Raw genomic sequence first — 18,028 nt, forward strand, 5'->3', positions numbered from 1 at the left:
GACCGCTGCTATTTGCGACGAAAAGCCGTATTTTTGTGGATGGTCCAAAATGATCCGGATATATGCAAGATTTAAGCTGCAGCGACGTCTTTTTAAAGTTTTTCACAGAACATAAGTTCAGGACACTGCGACATGTACTGTTTCTGATCGGCTTATTCCTGCTGTTTGCCAATGCAAATACCAAATCCCATTTTCAGGGGGAATACAACCTGTACTTCACCATCTTTCTCTGGGTGGTATTTGTCTGCATGTTTTACACCAATATGTACGTATTGCTGCCGAGATTCTTTTTCAGGGAAAAATATGAGGTCTATATCCTCGCACTGATCCTACTGGTGGCGTCCAGCCTGGCCCTGGTCAGGGGAATCGCCGATTACATCTATATCGTGCATACCCCAGCCATCAAGCGGCCCGAATCGGATTCGATGGGCATGGGTATGGTGGCCGCACTTTTTATTGTTATCCCAATTATCTTGACAACCACAACCTTCAAGCTTTTCAAGCGTTGGATCGAAGACAACAAGCGGATTTCGGATCTTAAAAACCTCGCGCTGACAACGGAATTGATCTCACTGAAAAATCAGATCCAGCCACATTTTCTGTTCAATATGCTTAACAATGTAAAAGCGCTGATCCGTAAGGACCCCAATATGGCGACAGAGGTGATCATCAAGCTGTCTGATTTTTTGAGATATCAGCTCTATGAGAATAATGACGACAGAACCCTGTTGAAATCTGAAATCGGTTTTATCTCCAATTTTCTCAAACTCGAAGAAATACGGCGTGATAAGCTGAGTACGAGCATCGTGTGTATGGGAGCACTGCAAAAGAAAAGTGTTTTCCTACCACCACACCTGTTTACAGCTTTTGTAGAAAACGCCATTAAATATAGTCTGAGCGCCAACGATGATCCCACATTTATCGATATCCGCTTTGCGGAGGCCGGAGGCCGCCTTTATTTCGAGTGCGAAAACTCGCAGGACCCAGATCAGCAGGCTGCAAAGAGCAAATATGGGGGGCTGGGACTGGCAAATGCCAAAAGGCGTCTGGACCTGCTCTATAAGGATGATTACCAGCTCACGGTATCTAAAAGTGAGACACGGTATAAGGTTAAATTAGATATTCCGCTATGAACTGTATCATTGTAGACGACGAACCTCTGGCAAGGGAAGAAATGAAAAATCTGATCGAAGAGATCTCATCCATCCGTATTGTCGGCACCTTTTCCAATGCGATCTCTGCACTGGAGTGTATCAAAACAAATGCTGTTGATCTGCTATTTCTGGACATTGAGATGCCCACTGTCAATGGCCTTGACTTTGCGCAGTCGCTTCCGGACGATAAGCTGGTGATCCTGACGACTGCTTACGCGCAATATGCGCTTAAAAGCTATGAATTGGATGCTATTGATTATCTGCTGAAACCGATCAAAAAAGACCGGCTGGCCAAAGCGATCGATAAGGCTATTGCATACAAAACGCTGCTGACGCTAAAGGAGAACAAGAGCACGGTGGAGAATAGCAGCGAGGATGCCCTTTTCATTAAGTCTGACCGGAAATATTATAAAATTGCCTTTACCGATATCCGTTTTATTGAAGCTCTCAAAGACTACGTGGTGATCTATACCTGCAACAATAAGCTGATTACGGCCATGAACCTCAAAACTATACATCAGAAGCTGCCGGGCAATCTTTTTGCCCGCACCAGCAAGTCCTACCTGGTCAATCTGTCCTACATCGATTCTTTTGACAACCATACGGTCTATGTGGACACCTTCGAGATCCCGATAGGTGAAATTTACCGTGAATCATTCTTCAGACAGTATACGGGCGGTCTGTTATGATGTGGGCGTAGCCATGCTATCTTGAGCTACGCCACAATAAACCGGGCCAGAAAGTCAATCCTGATCCCATGCTTGCGCAGAAAGTCTGTCAGCAGATCAACGCTGCAGTCTTCGGTCTCGACCCTGAAAATGGAATCTTCGTCATCCAGGTCGACGGTGGCAGACTGTACCTGGGGCAGATGTGCATGGAGCAATTGCATCAGGAAATTTTTCTTGTCCTTGGTCTTGACAGAACTTTTAAAAATCAACACTTGCCTAGCTTTCATAATGATAATCTTAACATATTGTTTAAAATCCTTTGGTCGGCCCAGCTGCAGGGCGGTATAACAAATCTAAAATCTTTATACGCGCCTATCGTGTATATTATACCAAAGCATCAAATTTTTATACAAAAATACCTTAGCAATAGGTCTGCTAATGGTGACTTGTAGGATTCCTCAACGGTCCTAAACATTTTTACTCTTCTTTTATCTATTTGTTGCAAAGCAGTCTTTTCGAAAACGATAGCTTTGTTCGATAACCAATTGGCGGATCGCTGATAAAAAATAACCCGTAAACCAATTTATCTCAACTAATCATGATGAACAGAAATTATGCATCTTCCTTTTTTTGTGTGCACAAGAAAAGCAATAAGAAACTGAAGTGGCTGTTGATGGCTTCCATGCTGCTGGCCATGGGGCATGTGTCGGCCCAGGAAAAAATGATCCATGGAAAGGTCACTAATACTAGTGGACAGCCGGTCAATGGCGCATCTATCAAAGTCAAAGGGAAATCACTCAGTACCTCTACTAACGAAAAAGGGGAATTTACACTTTCGTTAAACCCGGGGGAGGTCATCCAGATTTCAAATGTCGGGTATAATCATACCGAATATCAGATAGGTCAGTCCACGGAAATCAATATTCCGCTTGTTGCGGCCGAAATAGCAGTGGATGAGGTGGTGGTGGTAGGATATGGCAGGCAGAAAAAAGTAGACCTGACCTCTTCTGTTGCGGTCGTCGATACCAAAGACCTGGTGAAATTGCCCGGCGGAACTATAGCTACCCTTCAGAGCACGGTGCCCGGGGTGCAGGTGACCAATGGAACGGTCCGCATCCGCGGTGTGGGTTCGATAAACGGCACTGATCCGCTGTATGTCGTCGATGGGATGATCGGCGGGGCGATGCCCGACGAGAATAACATAGCGAGTATCCAGGTGCTAAAAGATGCTGCCTCGAGCGCGATCTACGGAGCCCGCGGCGCCAATGGGGTGATCTTGGTGACGACCAAACGGGGACAGGCGGGTGAAGTAAAAATCGATTACAACGCGTTTGGGGGGATCAAGAATATTTCCCATAATGTGCCCTTGTTGAATGGGCAACAACTGGCAGAGCTGATCAACGAAGAAATGTACAACAGGGATCCCGGGCGTAAGGATTATTTGCCAGCGCTGTCCAAGCCTACTGAAATCGGACAGGGATACAATATGATGGATGAACTGCTGCAGACCGGTAACTATCAGCGGCACAATCTCTCCGTTTCAGGTGGTTCGCAGCATGCAAACTTTAGGTTGAGCGGCATTTACGCGACGGATAAGTCCATCATTATTCAGGACAAGAGCAAATATTATGGCACACAGATCGTTTCAGATTTTACCAAAGGCAAGCTCCGCATCGGGGAAACACTGTCGCTGGGCTATAATCGGCGGAACTGGAGCGACAAGAATATTATCGATGCGCAAAAATGGTCATCGACCCTTCCGCTTTACGATGCAAACAGCAGCACTGGTTTTGCCGGAGCCGGCAACGGAACTGATGTGCAGAGCGCGCTGGCCAATGCTTATCTGAACAAAAATGTCAACGACAATTTTACCGCCAACGGTAACGTCTGGGCAAGCTATGAAATCATCAATGGGCTGACCTATAAATTCAACATGGGCATGGACATCAACCGGACGAGAAATGAGGGTTATATCGGCGACTACTCCGTAGGGCAATATCAAAATCATAGTCCGGATGAACTCAATATTTCAAGTACACAAAACAACCGCTGGCTGTTTGAAAATACCTTAACTTACGAAAACAGCATTGGCAAGCATACTTTTTCGGCCTTGGCCGGTATCACTTCGGAAGAATCGCGTTACAATGCCGTGAATGCCGGTGCACGTGGACTGCCAAGTCCGGATGTGTTGATCCTCAATGCTGCTTCTCTGGCCAGCTCACGTCTCGTGGGCTCCGGTGTAGGACAGACAGCCATGTATTCGATGCTGGGCCGGATCAATTACAATTATGACAATCGTTATCTGCTGACATTTAACATGCGGCGGGATGGCTCTGCGAATTTCAGTAACCACTACCGCTATGGAAATTTTCCGTCGGTATCAGCGGGCTGGCGGCTCAGCCAAGAAGCATTTATGAAGGCATTCCCTTTTGTCAGTGAACTGAAGCTGCGCGGTAGTTACGGTATTCTGGGGAATTCGGATATCGCTCAGTACCAATATCAGCGGACGGTGAGTTTTGATCATGTATGGTATTACCTGAACAACGAAATGGTGACAGGTGCCTTACCGCAGACACCCTCCAATCCAAATGTCAAGTGGGAGAGCCAGTATTCGACGGATATCGGCCTCGACCTGGAATTGTTTAACCATAAGTTTTCTTTAACGGTCGATTACTATAACAAGAAAACAGAAGACATGCTGATCAATGTGCCGATATCCTTTACGGCAGGATACGTCAACAATTTTCCGGTGCTGAATGCGGGCAGCATACGCAACCGGGGGTGGGATGTGCTGGCATCGTACCGGGATAAATCTGGCCAGTTTAGCTATAATGTGGGCGTGAACCTATCCTTTGTCAGAAACCGTGTGCTCAGTCTCGGCAACAATAATGAGATTCTTTGGGGGAATATTGCGCCGGGCGGGGAAAATGTGACAAGAACTGCTGTCGGCCGTTCTGTGGGTGAATTTTGGGGCTATACGACGAATGGACTCTATACCGAACAGGCACAACTGGATGCCGATAAAGCCTTTGCGCCGAAGGCGGCTCTTGGTGATGTGAGATTTAATGATCGCAATGGAGACCATATCTTAAACGATCAGGATAAAGATTTTCTGGGAAGTCCAATACCGGACTTTAGCTATGGACTTCATGCTGATTTCAGTTATCAGAGTGCTGTCGGTACCTTCGATCTTGCGATGATGTGGCAGGGAAGCCAGGGCAACAAGATTTACAACAATAGCCGGTACTGGGGTGAGGGCATGTACCATTATTACAATAATTTTGCGTCGACTCTCGACCGCTACCGTGCGCAGGAGCTGGTCTTCACGAATCCGGTATCGGGGGAAACTACCGTTTACCCAAAAAATACCGACACGGACATTCCACGCGCAGTACTCGGCGACCCCAATCAGAACCTGCGGGCATCCAACAGATTTGTCGAAGACGGCTCTTATCTGAGACTGAAGGTGCTCAATATCGGATATAGCTTTTCGATCCCCACGTTGCAACGCTGGAAGGTGGACCGCCTGAGATTGTATATCGGGGCGAAAAACCTGCTGACTTTTACCAAGTATTCTGGCTATGATCCGGAAGTCGGATCGGGTGATACGCGCTCGAATTTAAGCCGCGGCATCGACGGACAAACGCCCTGGGGACTGAGCTTCCCCAATTCAAGAGAATATTTTATGGGTGTTCAATTTACATTCTAACAAATAAATAGATCCAATGAAAAGACAATATATAAAACTCGGTGTTGTGGGTTTATTGTTGCAGCTGGGCAGCTGTAAACCGAATCTGGACTTGTCGAATCCACAGGAACTGTCGACAGACACTTATTATAAAACTGCAGATCAGCTGGAAAAATCGGTCATACCAGCCTATCAGGCTTTGATCGGCCGTACCCAAGGGGGCTATGCCCGTAGCTTGTACTACGCTTTATTGGCCCCCGGTGACGACTATACACATACATTCAAATGGGAGCCTATGTATCAGGATACCTATAATACACCGGCGAGTGACGGCATGCTTGCGCTCAGCTGGAAAGATTTTTGGAACGGCGTGTTTGCGGCCAATGTAGCCATCGACCGGATCAGTAAGTTTACAGGTGAAATCGAAGAGAACAGAAAAAACCGGTTATTGGGCGAGGCGTATTTCCTGCGGGGACTCAATTATCTTCATCTGGGTATGTTGTTTGGAGAAACCATCCCGCTGATCGACAAACCTGTCGAAACCAACGAAGATTACTATCCCGGCAATGCACAGCCCGGTGCTGTATATGCACTTATTGTCGACGACTTTAAGAAGGCAGCAGCGCTGTTGCCCACCCGGGGAACGCTGTATGCGGATAGCAAAATGATCGGTCGGGCAACAAAGGGGGCTGCCCAGGCTTATCTGGCAAAAACGTATTTATACAAACCCATTCTGGCCAAAGGACAGTCCGCCGATTTTCAGCAGGCGGAAGTCGAACTGAAGCGTGTGATTGACAGCAAGGAGTATCAATTGATGTCTTCTTACCGGGACAATTTTTTGGAAGCCAAAGAGAACAACCATGAATCGGTTTTTGAAATCCAGCTTTATAATGGTCCCGGATGGCTGGGGGATGATATATCGAGTTCATGGCGCTGGCAGGAAATCGGTATGTTTGACGGTACCGGCGGAGCGTGGTGGAATCTAGCGCCAAATAAAATGGCACACGACGAATTTGAAGAAGGCGATCCACGCAAGTACATGACGCTGTGGTGCGAAAACGGTGCAAAATTCACACAGCTCGATGGTAAGGTCACTTCGTATAGCGACTGGATGAAAAATCTCGCGACCAATAAAGATCTGTTTGGTACCCGCAAATATTGCCCGGATGTTCAGATCGCAGATTTCGACAATGGCAACAACGACCGGATCTTTCGCTACAGTGATGTACTGCTTCTGTACGCCGAGTGCCTCAATGAACGGGGAGATGCTGCGGGGGCCAAACAGTACATCAACCTTGTCCGCAAACGTGCCAATAATATTGTTCCGGATGAGCAGCCCCATCTTTGGTACCAAAAATCCAATGGCACCATCCCTGACGTGGACGGACTGCTGGCTCAGGGCCTGGTCAAAAACGGTATTCCGTTAAATTCGGTCAAAAATGTTATCGCGCATGAGCGCTTTGTCGAATTTTTGGGTGAATATCAGCGTTATTTCGACCTGTTGCGGTGGGGGATGGCGGATCCGTCCTGGCTTGAACCATTGAAGAAAGCCGGCTGGACGACGAAGGCTATGTACTATCCTTTTCCGCAATCCGAATTGGACAATAATAAAAATTTAAAAGGAAACGATATGAACAATTGAGGTGCAGGGACAAATCGCGGCAGCGCTGCAGTTGGTCAACGTGAGGGTGCACTACGTCAAAATGTTTTCGCCTTATGGCGGGCAAGGGCTTCCTTTGCTGAAAAAACATGAGAAAACAAGTTTTGTGTGCGCTTGTGTTCAGCAGCTTAGCAACGCTGACGGCACAGGCCCAGAATGCCGTATCGGGTCAGCTGGCGGTGGATTATATACCGCTGTCCAACTATATCCGGCCGGAGGATAGCGTAAAGACGGGCTCAAAGAGCGATTTCAAGAGGCTACAATTTAACCTTGAAATTCCGCTATCCACTAAGGTAGACTCGTTGGGCAATATCAGGCGCTGGTCCTGGAAAGTCGGTGCGGCTTATGCCAAGATGCAAAATCGCGACTATGAACAGGACCTGTTTCCCAGCGAAATGCTGAATGCCGAGATTGGTCTACAATACCTGACCTCCTTACGGAAAAATTGGTCACTGCTGACCTTTGCTTCTGTGGGCGTTTATTCCGATCTGGTCAAAATCAATGGGAAAGATGTGCTGGGGCAGGGAGGAGCCTTATTTATCAAACGCTTCAGACCCAATCTGGCCTTTGGTTTCGGACCGGTATTGAGCAATAGCTTTGGTGTGCCGATGGTACTGCCGGGATTGTATTTTGACTGGAAGACCAACGGGAAAGTGAAATTTAACATCAACTTTCCGCAGGGACTGGCTGCGGCTTATCAGGTCAGCAGCTTTATGGATCTGCGGGCGGTGGTCAACCTCGATGGGATGACTGCCGAACGGGAAAGGAACGGCAAGTCCACCCTTAGTGGGTTTATGTTGCTGACGGCAGGGCTGCAGCCGCAGTTTAACCTCGGCAAAAGCCTGAAAGTACAGCTGACCGGAGGCAGTACCCTCGCCCGTATGTATGTCGAAAATGACCGCTCCCTGAAGAATATCTTTAAGGATAAGAAACAGGAGGACCCGCGATTTTCACCGACGTTTTATACTTCGGTAGCATTGAAATGGAATATGCCGTACTAACGGCTGAGGAGCTTCTTGAAAACCACATTCTGAAGGAGCTCCTCTCTTTTGGTCCGCGAGATCGGTAACTCCTGCTCCCCAATATAGACCCTGCCACCCGAAATCATGTCGATATGGTTGACATTGACCAGGAAAGATTTGTGGATACGGAAAAAATGGCTGCCCGGCAGCGCTTCTTCCAATGCCAGCATTGTCTGATGGATCGTGACGGTCCGTTCTTTAAAATGAATTTTGGTGTAATTCTGCATGCTTTCGGCATAGCGTATATCCGTCCAGGAGATCTTGACAAAGGCATCACCCTGCCGTACAAAGAGCATGTTGTCGTTGGGAGCAGGTTCCTGCAGCGATTTGCTCCGCTGTACAAATTGCTGATAGGCTTTGGTCGCAGCCTGAAAGAATCGCTGGAATACGATGGGTTTGAGGAGGTAGTCTACGGCCTGCAGACGGAAGCCCTCCAGGGCATATTCGGAATAGGCGGTAATGAAGATGCACATGGGCGGAGTATCGAGCGAGTCCAAAAAATCGATACCATTGAGGTAGGGCATATTAATGTCCAGAAACATCAGGTCAATGTCTCCCTGCTGTAGTCTGGACGCTGCTGCAAGGGCCGACGGATATGTGGCCACAAGATCCAGAAAATCAACCTGATCGGTCATTTCAGCAATATGTTGCCGCAACATCGGTTCATCGTCCACGATGATGCATTTCATCTTTGTAGGTTCCATCATAACTTAGCAGTTGAGATCGATGTTCAGCTCGACGCAAAACGTGTCGTCCCGCTTTTCGATCGTTAGGGTATAGTTATTTTCATATTGCAGCTCGAGTCGCCTTTTGACATTTTCCAGTCCGATACCCGAGGGGCCTGAGGATACTTGTCGCGGATATTCGTGATAGCTGTTACTGATCCGGAAGTGGAAATGACCATCCTCTTCCACACAGTGGAGACTGATTTTCCCTTTTTGTTCGGGTAGACGGTCCACGTGCTTGAAGGCATTTTCAACAAAACAGATCAATAAAAGTGGTGTGATGTGCAGGTCTTCTGTGGATTGTGACCAGCGGCAGCTGACCTCCAGTTCATCCCCCCAGCGCATCTGCTCGATACTGATAAAATTCTGCAGGTATTGAAGCTCACGGCTCAGCAATACGAATGACTGGTTACATTCATAAAGCTGGTAGCGTAGAATGTCCGAGAACTTCAATAATAGATAGTCTGCCATGTCCACATTCTTTTTCATCAGGATATGAATATGGTTCAGCACATTGAACATAAAATGCGGATTGACCTGATCCTGCAGCAATTTGATCTGACTTTCCAAAAAATTCTGCTGCAGCTGATTGTGCGCATGTTGTATGTTGGCGTGCTCCTGATAGAAGCGGATACCGCAGGCTGTACCGTTGATGAGTAAGGAAGAGGGGATCGCTTTATAACTCTGGACAAACAGGAGTGTCGACCGCTCTTCTTCGGACAGCTGTTGTGTATGGAGGATAAAGTGAGCATCTACCATACCGATTAGTAAAGCCAATAGCAGTACAAAGATGATGGCTTTGAAGACAAAGGTTTTCATCTGTTGTTTTTTTATTGCCTTTGGTAAGATACTGTCACTCAGGAACTGCGAAATGCAGATCGAACAGATCACCACTGCGGAGCTATGCAGCAGGGCATTGCCTGCGTCCATGTCCTGTCTCACTTGGATCCATACCGCAAACCACAGAACGAACCAGAAAAGCATCAGGAAGAGATTGCGATAGAGATAATTTTTTTTGAACATCATGTTTGAAAATAGTTCTACCATTTGGCCCCTTGTCAATGATTGGGCAAGAGCTGATCCAGCCAGTTGAACATGGAACAAAAATAGGTAAATTGTCTTGTGTCTCGTATACATTTTGATCCGATATAATTGTTCGGGATGAGCGGCTAGAGGGTATCCATCTCCAGTTGGACTGTCGTATGATCACCGGTGGACCCTGTACTCAAAACATAATTGTCGGCATAATGCAGGTCCAGTCTTTTTTTTATTTGCTCCAGTCCTTCGGTCAGACCCTTTCGCCGGTTGGTGGATAGGTATGCTGTGTGGCTTATTGTAAATTGCAGACGCCCATTTTCTTGCTGACAAAACAGTTTGACGAAGGTGGGCTGGCCTACTTTGAGGGGCAGGTGTTTAAAGATGTTTTCTACCAGACATACCAAGACCATCGGCTTGATCCGCAATTCCGTGAGGCCATTTAGCCAATGGTAGTGCACTTCCAGTTCCCTGCCGCGCCCGATTTTTTCGATGGCAATAAAATCCTGTAAGTACTGCAGTTCGCGCAAAAGGGGAACATCGAAGTGGCTGCTTTCGTACAGCTGATAACGTAGCATATCCGAAAATTTTAACAGCAATACATTGGCCTGTTCGCTATCCTCTTTGATCAATAGTCGAATGTGACCTAAGACAGTGAACATAAAGTGAGGATTGACCTGATCCTGTAGCGATTTGATCTGATTTTCCAGAATTAGTTGCTCCAGCTGGCTGTGCTTCTGCTGTATGTAGGCATGTTCCTGATAGAAACGGATGCCACAGGCTGTTCCATTCATCAATAAGGAAGAAATGATTGCTTTGAAAAACTGGGCGAACAGCATTCCCGGATGTTTCCGGATCATCACATACTGGACATGGAGAATAAAAAATAGATCCAGAGCGCTGATAAGAACGGCCAAAAGCAGGACAAAACCGGCTGCACGGAGAACAAAAGTCTGCATGTGCCTGGTCTTGATCGCCTGGGGCAGGACCTTGTCGTTTAAGATATGTGCTATGCCTATCGCTGCGAGCATGACAGTAGAGGTATATACAAACGCCCAGCGGGCACCCAGATCTTCCTTGACCTGAATCCAGACGACAAACCAGAGTGCTGCCCAGAAGATAAGCAGGAAAAAATGCCGGTGCAGGTAGCTATTTTTGAGCATGGATATAAAAAAGGCCTTTGAAGACCAGGTGGCTGGCCTTCAAAGGCGTCGTTTAAGGAGCTGTTAGAAGATAAAGTAACCTACGCCAATGGAAAATGCCTGCGGTTTGGATTTGAAGGATTTACTGAGATCTGAAAATCCACGCTCGTAACGCAAGTCAATGCTGAATCTATTGATATCAACGCCTAGACCGCCGGTAAACTGCAGGTTGGACTTGTCGAAATGCCTGATTCCCTCTTTGAGCGCTTTGAGCGGTGACAGATTGTCGTTTAAGGTATAGCTGTAAATAGCACCCCCAAAGACCCGAAGGTTCATGTCCTGCTGCTGCACGATCTTGTACCCGATCATCACGGGGATGTCGATTGCATTCCATTTAAGCTTGGACTCGGTCTGCCCCTGCGGTTTGAGTGCCGCTTTCCGCTTGCTGAATAGTGCTTCACCCTGAAGATAAGCCCGCCCGAAGTTGAGACGTGCCATACCGCCCACGTGCAGCCCCAGAGCGTACTTGTCGTCGAGATCTGCCAATTCGGTATTCAGCTTGTTGAGGCTGCTACCGCCTTTGATACCAATCTGAATAAAAGACTGCTCCTGTGCAAAGGCCATTTTGCTTAACATCATCGCGAAAAATACAATACACGATAAAATTGTTTTTCTGTTCATAGTTATTGTTTTGATATGCTGCAAAAAAACAAAGCTTAGGAGGGATTGGGAAAAGTCTTTGACGAACGGCAGGCCTGCAGTGACGAAAGCAGATATGGGGATGATACCCAGCTGCGCGAGGCCGGCCCATTATGTCGATATCCGTTTAGTTTAAGTCGATATTGCATAATAATCCTGCGGCAATACTTTGTATTATTGGCCAAATTATAAACAGCAATTGATGTCACAGACAATAAAAAAAATGGATTTGGCAGATATCCCTCCTGTCATTTATGGTACAAGTAGCCTGGGGAACCTCTATAATGAAGTAGCACTGATGGACAAGGTGGCCATTGTACGTGAATGTATCCGTCATGCGAATGGGCTGGCTGTTTTTGACAGCGCCGGAAAATACGGCGCGGGCCTGTCACTAGAGTCCCTCGGTGCCGCGCTCCGGCAATTGCAGGTCGATCCAGCTACCGTGTTGATCAGCAACAAGCTGGGCTGGTACAGGATTCCGTTGGAAACGACCGAGCCGACCTTTGAGCCGGGGGTGTGGAAGGGGCTGCACTATGACGCCGAGCAGCGGATTGGCTACGACGGAATTCTGGAGTGTTTTCATCAGGGCAATGAGCTGCTGGGTGACTATGCCGCGCAGCTCGTCTCGGTGCATGATCCCGATGAATATCTGGCAAAGGCAATTAATCCATTGGATGAAAGACGCCGTTATCAGGATATTTTAGATGCGTACGTGGCACTGACCGAGCTGAAAGATCAGGGAAAGGTGATGGCGGTGGGTGTGGGGTCCAAAAGCTGGAAAGTTATCCGGCGCATTGCGCAGGATGTGAAATTGGATTGGGTGATGATCGCCAATAGCCTCACGGTGCATGACCATCCGACAGACCTGCTGGCATTTATCGCTGAGCTGGCACGCGCAAATGTTACCGTGATCAATTCGGCGGTATTCCATGGCGGCTTTTTGGTCGGCAGCGACCATTATAATTACCAGCTGGTAGATAGGACAACGGAAGTGGGTAGGGCGCTTTATGCCTGGCGGGACAAATTCTGGCAGCTGTGCCGGGAATTTGGTCTCAAGCCTGCCGAGGCCTGTTTTGCCTACGGATTTGGAATTCAGGGTGTAAAAGCCGTCGCGCTCAACACGAGTAAAGCCGAAAAAGTCAAAGAGAATGTAGCAATGGCTACGCGCAAAATTCCCACTGCCTTCTGGGAAGAACTCCAACGGGCAGGCTTATTGTAAGGCGACGGCCATCGTTGACTATGTTGACAGCCGGCGCCTGTAATTGGTGGGCGTCTCCCCGGCTATTTTTTTAAAGAGCCGGTTGAAATAGGTGATATGCTCAAAACCCAATGCAAAGCTCAGTTGTTGTATACTGCAGTCATCGGCCAGCATCATCAGCTGAGCTTTTTCTATTTTTTTCTGGTTTATGTACTTTACGGGAGTAGTATTCATCTGTTTTTTAAAAAGCCGGATCAGATGGTCTTTGGATAGAAAAACGTGACCGGCAAGCTGCTCAATGGAGATCGCGCGATGAATGTGCTCATCGATATAGTCGATAACCCGCAGGAGCCGTTTGTCGACATCTGGTATGCCGTCCGTTGCACCGGCCAAAAAACGGCTCATCAGTATATGAATAATGGCCTGGTTCTCGACCTCCCGGGCAAAAGGTGAGGCCACCTGCAATGCGATATTTTTCATTAATCCCGCTGAATGATCGTAGCCTCTGGGGTCATACATCGGTAAGGCACGGCTGGGGTTTAATACGTGGAGGCGCCGGACGAGATCCGCTATGAGCTCATCTGACTGAATTTCTTTTGGAAAGGTATAGCGGTCGAAGATACTGGAGCGTATTGCTGGATTTTCATAGATATGGATATAATAGAGCGAAAATAAGCCATTACAGGAATAGCTATGCTGTACATGCGCAGGGGTAAGATAAAGATATCCGGGGCGGAGCGTGATCTGCTCCTTATCTAATAAAATGGATGCTTGCCCCTCCCTGACATAGTGTATCCGCGCAAAAGGGCTTCTGATATCTTTAAAATTCCAGTCGGCATTGTGCTGCGCATAACCCACATTTAAGAGGCTGAAATCAAGTTTATTTTTTGGATTGCTGCTCATTGGTCTTCCAGGTCTTGTGACACGGAATACAATAATAAGGAAAAAGTCGATAATGTATTCACTTAGGCTCTCATGGTATTGGAAAAATAATCGTAATTAGTTTTGTTGAGGTTAAACTATTTTGGTTTTTGTCCGCTTGCCAAAGCCTAAAAATATTACTAGTGAATTCTACTATCGATATTGTGCAATTTCTGATCGATAATGTGAATGCCATTTTAAAGGAATGCTGTTACATTTGTATAACGTAATCAAAACAAATTATAAACTGGATGGCAGCGGGTGAGTCTCCTGCCCACGGACATCCTTACCTAAAATACATGATGATGAATAGAAGATCTGCAATTAAGCTTATTGGTACTGCAATTCCAACGTTATTTCTCAGCCGTTTTACTTCGGCATATACGTATTTGGGCAAAGTTCCTTTTGACCCCAATTGGCGCTCGCTGGAAAGATACTCGGTACCCAGGTGGTTTCGTGATGCCAAATTTGGAATATGGGCACATTGGGGGCCGCAATGTCAGCCTGAATATGGGGACTGGTATGCGCGGGGAATGTATCAGGAGGGGTCTGATCAATACATTTATCATGTGAAAAAATATGGTCATCCTTCCGTTTTTGGATTTAAGGATGTGATTCACGAGTGGAAAGCTGAAAAATGGGATCCGGAGGCATTAATGGATCTGTATCAAGCTGCGGGCGCCCAGTATTTCATGGCATTGGCCAATCACCACGATAATCTGGATCTCTTTCACAGTAGCCATCACCGTTGGAACAGTGTCAACGTAGGGCCCAAAAAAGATATCGTGAGGGGCTGGGAACAGGCAGCAAAAAAACGAGGTCTCAAGTTTGGTGTAAGCGTACATGCTGCGCATGCCTGGACCTGGTATGAAACGGCACAGCGGGCGGACAAGCAGGGAAACTATGCTGGTGTGGCCTACGATGGTAAACTTCGCAAAGAAGACGGTAAAGGGAAATGGTGGGCAGGCTATGATCCACAGGAGCTGTACGCGCAGGATCACGCTCCGAGCCTGGACAGTACGGATGATCACACGATCCATCGGCAGTGGCACTGGGATGTTGCATCTGGGGTCAGTATACCTACGGACGCGTATTGCACCAACTTCAAAGCGCGAACACTCGAACTGATGAACAATTACCACCCAGATATGATTTATTTTGATGATACGGTGCTGCCACTCTGGCCGATAAGCAATGTGGGGCTGGAAATAGCGGCACAGTATTACAACAAAAGCATGCAGGCCAATAAGGGAAAGGTGGAAGTGGTGATCAACGGGAAGATTCTGAACGAACAACAGCGCAAATGCCTGGTCTGGGATATTGAACGCGGACAAAGCAACAGCATTGAGCCGCAGCCATGGCAGACCTGTACATGCATCGGCTCCTGGCATTATGACCGACGAATTTACGATAATAACAGCTACAAATCCGCGAAAACAGTGATCCATATGTTGATCGATGTGGTCAGCAAAAACGGAAATCTACTCCTCAGTGTACCGCTCCGTGGTGACGGCTCTATCGATGACAAAGCCAAGGCGGTGGTGCAGGGTATAGGCGACTGGATGAGCCGGTACAGTGAAGCCATTATGGGCAGCAGGCCATGGCATATCTTCGGCGAGGGACCTGCATTGGAGGATGCGCCCGCGCTTAGTGTACAGGGATTTAATGAAGGAAAGGGTAAAGCTTTGACGGGGGAAGATCTTCGCTTTACAACCAAAGGAAATATATTGTATGTATTTATCATGGGCAGACCGGAGAAAAATGTGCTGACAATCAAGTCGCTGGGGAAGCGGGCGCCCAATACGAAGGCAGTCCGCACTGTGCAGGCATTAGGCTATACGCATAGGTTGACATATAGGCAGCTGACGGATGTGCTAGAAATTGAGCTTCCAGATGGCCTGATCCAAAATGAAATAGCCACGGTATTAAAAATTAGCTGAGCTGCCTTTGTACGCCCGGCCAAATGCTAAGGCGAAAGTGCCTGCGCGGCTACCTGAGCACAAAAACGGTAAAAAAATAAAATAATCAAAACTAATTTGTGTTACCATTGTTCTTAAAGCGAAGATTCATAAGGATAGGTATACTTAAATTATAGGGATTGATTTTGTAAGGCTAAGTCGACAATGACTTAGCCTTTTTTATGTCGTTAACGGGCCGGCCGTAAGTTGGACAAAAAGTTTTTCACGACATCTCGTGGGATAGCGAGGCAGGCCGTATGGCTATAGCGCGCGATATTGATCCCAATAAATTCACCCTTGCTGTCGATAATAGGACTTCCACACTCTTGGGCATGGATGCGGGAATCATGGATAAATACACTTGGAAACGTGTCCCTTCGGTCCGATTTTCCGCCTGGGATATGATTCGCCGGATGTGGATTCTCCGGTACGGGCCATCTGGACAATACGATACCGGCGTCCAGTATGGCTGTATCCCTGCGATACTGCACAGTCAGGCGGTCACCAGCCGAATACTGCCGCATAGCAGTGTTAATTTTAAGGGCGCTGGATACATCATGTCCATTGATCGCGAGAATGCGGTCTCCGGACCGCAGCCCGGCACGATATGCGGCCCCCATACTGTCTACTTTGGTCAATGTCGGCAGTCCTTCAATTTCCCGCATCTGGGCATCAAAACTTCCTGGTACAGGGATACGCGGAAATGGCTGCGGCATCATACCGAGGACACCCTGCTTGCTCGTATTGCCGTCCAATAGTGACCACAGCCCAATACCCAACAATGAATCGGGGAGAGGACGGGTTGCCAGATTTGTGATGGGGGTCGCCCGCTTCAGTTCTTTTGGTGTGGCCAAGGCGACAAGGTCCGTAGTTTCGTCGCGTAGAAGTACTGTTAAGGGGTGGCTTTGCCGTCCGGTCATCAGCACCGGATGATCGGCTACCATACTGCTCTTGGAAAGGATGACTGTAACTTTGTTGGATAAGGTGAATGCCGTTCCGAGTACTTGTAAACGATCGCCGTCCAGCATACTGCTGACCGGAAAAACCTGCAGATTTGTCTTGGGTAATTTTGCCGGCCGGTCGGCACTTTGTGTTGCAAGCAGTTCTTTTTGTGGATCGGTGCCGATAGGGTCGGTCGAGCTGGGGTACCTGCCAATAGCCACGGGCTGCGTGAGGCTGCTCCAGTACTTTCGGTAACTGTCGACGGGGACTTCATAATTGATTCCTTCGGCAGCGTCAATACGACTGTGCAGGCCGATCACACGACCCAGCAGGTCAAAAAGCGGCCCGCCCGAATCTCCGGGCTCCATGATGCAGCTGCTCCACATAAGCCCGTAATCATCCTGTTGTCTGAGAATATGTCCAGCGCGCAAAAAGGGCCTATTGAAGGGCAGTGTCTCGGGGTAGGAGAGACCAAAACAAGCTTGCTGTATTACGGTCGATGAAGACCAGCCCATCTCGGCAAAGGGCCATGGCCCTTCGCCCTGCATCTTCATCAGTGCAATATCGGGCAAGTTGCTCTGTTGATCAACAACCAGCCGCCCCAGTGCCTTTGCAGTACCTTTCCGTCCGTCGGCAAAGATAACCTGATAATGATGCCCGGGCGTGGTGGAATGTGCCACTGTCAGTATAAATCCATCGGCACTGACCACCACCCCGCTGAAAGGGGCGCTGTTCTGCTGTCTGCTCAGGCTGTCGATGCCATACATCTTGATGGATGCCGACAATGCGCGATTGACGATGGAACTGGGGATAGGGCGCTGCGCGACTTTATTGGTTTGAGCAAGGCAGTGGATCAGACCGCTGCAGATCAATAGGGCGACCCCAATGATCCGACAAAAGGCAAATGGATTGTTAAAGCGTGAGGTAGGCATAGGTTTCATGTACATTTCTCAGGTTGATTGTTGGAATAGGCTGACGACCAAGCCAGCGTTCAAAGTTAACAGATTGATGCACACAAAATCAAGGAACCGATCAAGTTCAGAATAAATTATGGTGGCAACGCATCTTCAGACTGATGGACAGAAAAATTTATGGTATAATCTGGCTGGCAGAGGATAACGTATCGCATGATGTGCGCACCGTGGATAGGAAGTATTCATTCTTTTTAGTTATCTTTAACCACTGGAACATCAACCTGGGCTAAACGGATCTATTT

General features: G+C 47.8%; 15 protein-coding genes. 8 read left to right on the forward strand and 7 right to left on the reverse strand.

Going from position 1 to position 18,028, the window contains the following annotated elements; all coding sequences use genetic code 11:
* Positions 1-62: 62 nt before the first annotated feature.
* Together K7A41_RS22130 and K7A41_RS22135 are read left to right on the forward strand one after the other, a co-directional pair.
* Positions 63-1,133: a sensor histidine kinase gene (locus K7A41_RS22130; RefSeq protein WP_028068701.1), complete on the forward strand. Its 1,071-nt coding sequence runs from the start codon at positions 63-65 to the stop codon at positions 1,131-1,133.
* Positions 1,130-1,843, forward strand: a complete 714-nt coding sequence (locus tag K7A41_RS22135) for a LytR/AlgR family response regulator transcription factor (protein ID WP_265715608.1) — start codon at positions 1,130-1,132, stop codon at positions 1,841-1,843. Before K7A41_RS22130 ends, K7A41_RS22135 begins: the two co-directional genes overlap by 4 nt.
* Positions 1,844-1,869: 26 nt before the next feature.
* Here the strand turns inward: K7A41_RS22135 and K7A41_RS22140 are convergent, their stop codons facing one another.
* Positions 1,870-2,109, reverse strand: a complete 240-nt coding sequence (locus K7A41_RS22140) for a hypothetical protein (RefSeq protein WP_028068699.1) — start codon at positions 2,107-2,109, stop codon at positions 1,870-1,872.
* Between the two features lie 311 nt (positions 2,110-2,420).
* Between K7A41_RS22140 and K7A41_RS22145 the strand changes: the two genes are divergently transcribed.
* The 3 genes from K7A41_RS22145 (at position 2,421) to K7A41_RS22155 (ending at position 8,171) form a co-directional block, all read left to right on the forward strand.
* Complete coding sequence (locus K7A41_RS22145; protein WP_265715609.1) at positions 2,421-5,531, forward strand: SusC/RagA family TonB-linked outer membrane protein; 3,111 nt, start codon at positions 2,421-2,423, stop codon at positions 5,529-5,531.
* 16 nt (positions 5,532-5,547) lie between these two features.
* A complete protein-coding gene (locus K7A41_RS22150; protein WP_265715610.1) occupies positions 5,548-7,152 on the forward strand; it encodes a RagB/SusD family nutrient uptake outer membrane protein in 1,605 nt (534 codons plus the stop codon).
* Positions 7,153-7,259: 107 nt separating this feature from the next.
* A complete protein-coding gene (locus tag K7A41_RS22155; RefSeq protein ID WP_028068696.1) occupies positions 7,260-8,171 on the forward strand; it encodes a DUF6268 family outer membrane beta-barrel protein in 912 nt (303 codons plus the stop codon).
* Here K7A41_RS22155 and K7A41_RS22160 read toward each other — a convergent pair.
* The 4 genes from K7A41_RS22160 to K7A41_RS22175 all read right to left on the reverse strand — a co-directional run bounded on the left by K7A41_RS22160 (position 8,168) and on the right by K7A41_RS22175 (position 11,775).
* The gene (locus tag K7A41_RS22160) at positions 8,168-8,899 is read right to left on the reverse strand and encodes a LytR/AlgR family response regulator transcription factor (RefSeq protein WP_265715611.1); all 732 of its coding nucleotides are present in this window, start codon (positions 8,897-8,899) and stop codon (positions 8,168-8,170) included. The two genes, K7A41_RS22155 and K7A41_RS22160, sit on opposite strands and share 4 nt — an antisense overlap.
* A gap of 3 nt (positions 8,900-8,902) precedes the next feature.
* Positions 8,903-9,943, reverse strand: a complete 1,041-nt coding sequence (locus K7A41_RS22165) for a sensor histidine kinase (protein WP_265715612.1) — start codon at positions 9,941-9,943, stop codon at positions 8,903-8,905.
* A 143-nt stretch (positions 9,944-10,086) separates the two neighbouring features.
* On the reverse strand, positions 10,087-11,115 hold the full coding sequence (locus K7A41_RS22170; protein WP_265715613.1) for a sensor histidine kinase: 1,029 nt from the start codon (positions 11,113-11,115) through the stop codon (positions 10,087-10,089).
* Between the two features lie 63 nt (positions 11,116-11,178).
* The gene (locus tag K7A41_RS22175) at positions 11,179-11,775 is read right to left on the reverse strand and encodes a porin family protein (protein WP_265715615.1); all 597 of its coding nucleotides are present in this window, start codon (positions 11,773-11,775) and stop codon (positions 11,179-11,181) included.
* A gap of 220 nt (positions 11,776-11,995) precedes the next feature.
* Here K7A41_RS22175 and K7A41_RS22180 point away from each other — a divergent pair, with 220 nt between their 5' ends.
* Positions 11,996-13,012 carry an aldo/keto reductase gene (locus K7A41_RS22180; RefSeq protein WP_265715616.1) on the forward strand — a complete coding sequence of 339 codons (1,017 nt, stop codon included), beginning with the start codon at positions 11,996-11,998 and terminating at the stop codon, positions 13,010-13,012.
* An 18-nt stretch (positions 13,013-13,030) separates the two neighbouring features.
* Here K7A41_RS22180 and K7A41_RS22185 read toward each other — a convergent pair whose 3' ends face one another.
* Complete coding sequence (locus tag K7A41_RS22185; RefSeq protein ID WP_265715617.1) at positions 13,031-13,894, reverse strand: AraC family transcriptional regulator; 864 nt, start codon at positions 13,892-13,894, stop codon at positions 13,031-13,033.
* 269 nt (positions 13,895-14,163) lie between these two features.
* Here K7A41_RS22185 and K7A41_RS22190 point away from each other — a divergent pair, with 269 nt between their 5' ends.
* On the forward strand, positions 14,164-15,852 hold the full coding sequence (locus K7A41_RS22190; protein WP_265715618.1) for an alpha-L-fucosidase: 1,689 nt from the start codon (positions 14,164-14,166) through the stop codon (positions 15,850-15,852).
* Positions 15,853-16,058: 206 nt separating this feature from the next.
* Here K7A41_RS22190 and K7A41_RS22195 read toward each other — a convergent pair whose 3' ends face one another.
* Complete coding sequence (locus tag K7A41_RS22195) at positions 16,059-17,759, reverse strand: S1C family serine protease (protein ID WP_265715619.1); 1,701 nt, start codon at positions 17,757-17,759, stop codon at positions 16,059-16,061.
* A 128-nt stretch (positions 17,760-17,887) separates the two neighbouring features.
* Between K7A41_RS22195 and K7A41_RS22200 the strand changes: the two genes are divergently transcribed.
* On the forward strand, positions 17,888-18,016 hold the full coding sequence (locus K7A41_RS22200) for a hypothetical protein (protein ID WP_265715620.1): 129 nt from the start codon (positions 17,888-17,890) through the stop codon (positions 18,014-18,016).
* The last annotated feature ends 12 nt before the right edge of the window (positions 18,017-18,028 follow it).

Source organism: Sphingobacterium sp. InxBP1 (assembly GCF_026191775.1).
In the GTDB taxonomy this organism is placed as follows: Bacteria; Bacteroidota; Bacteroidia; order Sphingobacteriales; family Sphingobacteriaceae; genus Sphingobacterium; species Sphingobacterium thalpophilum.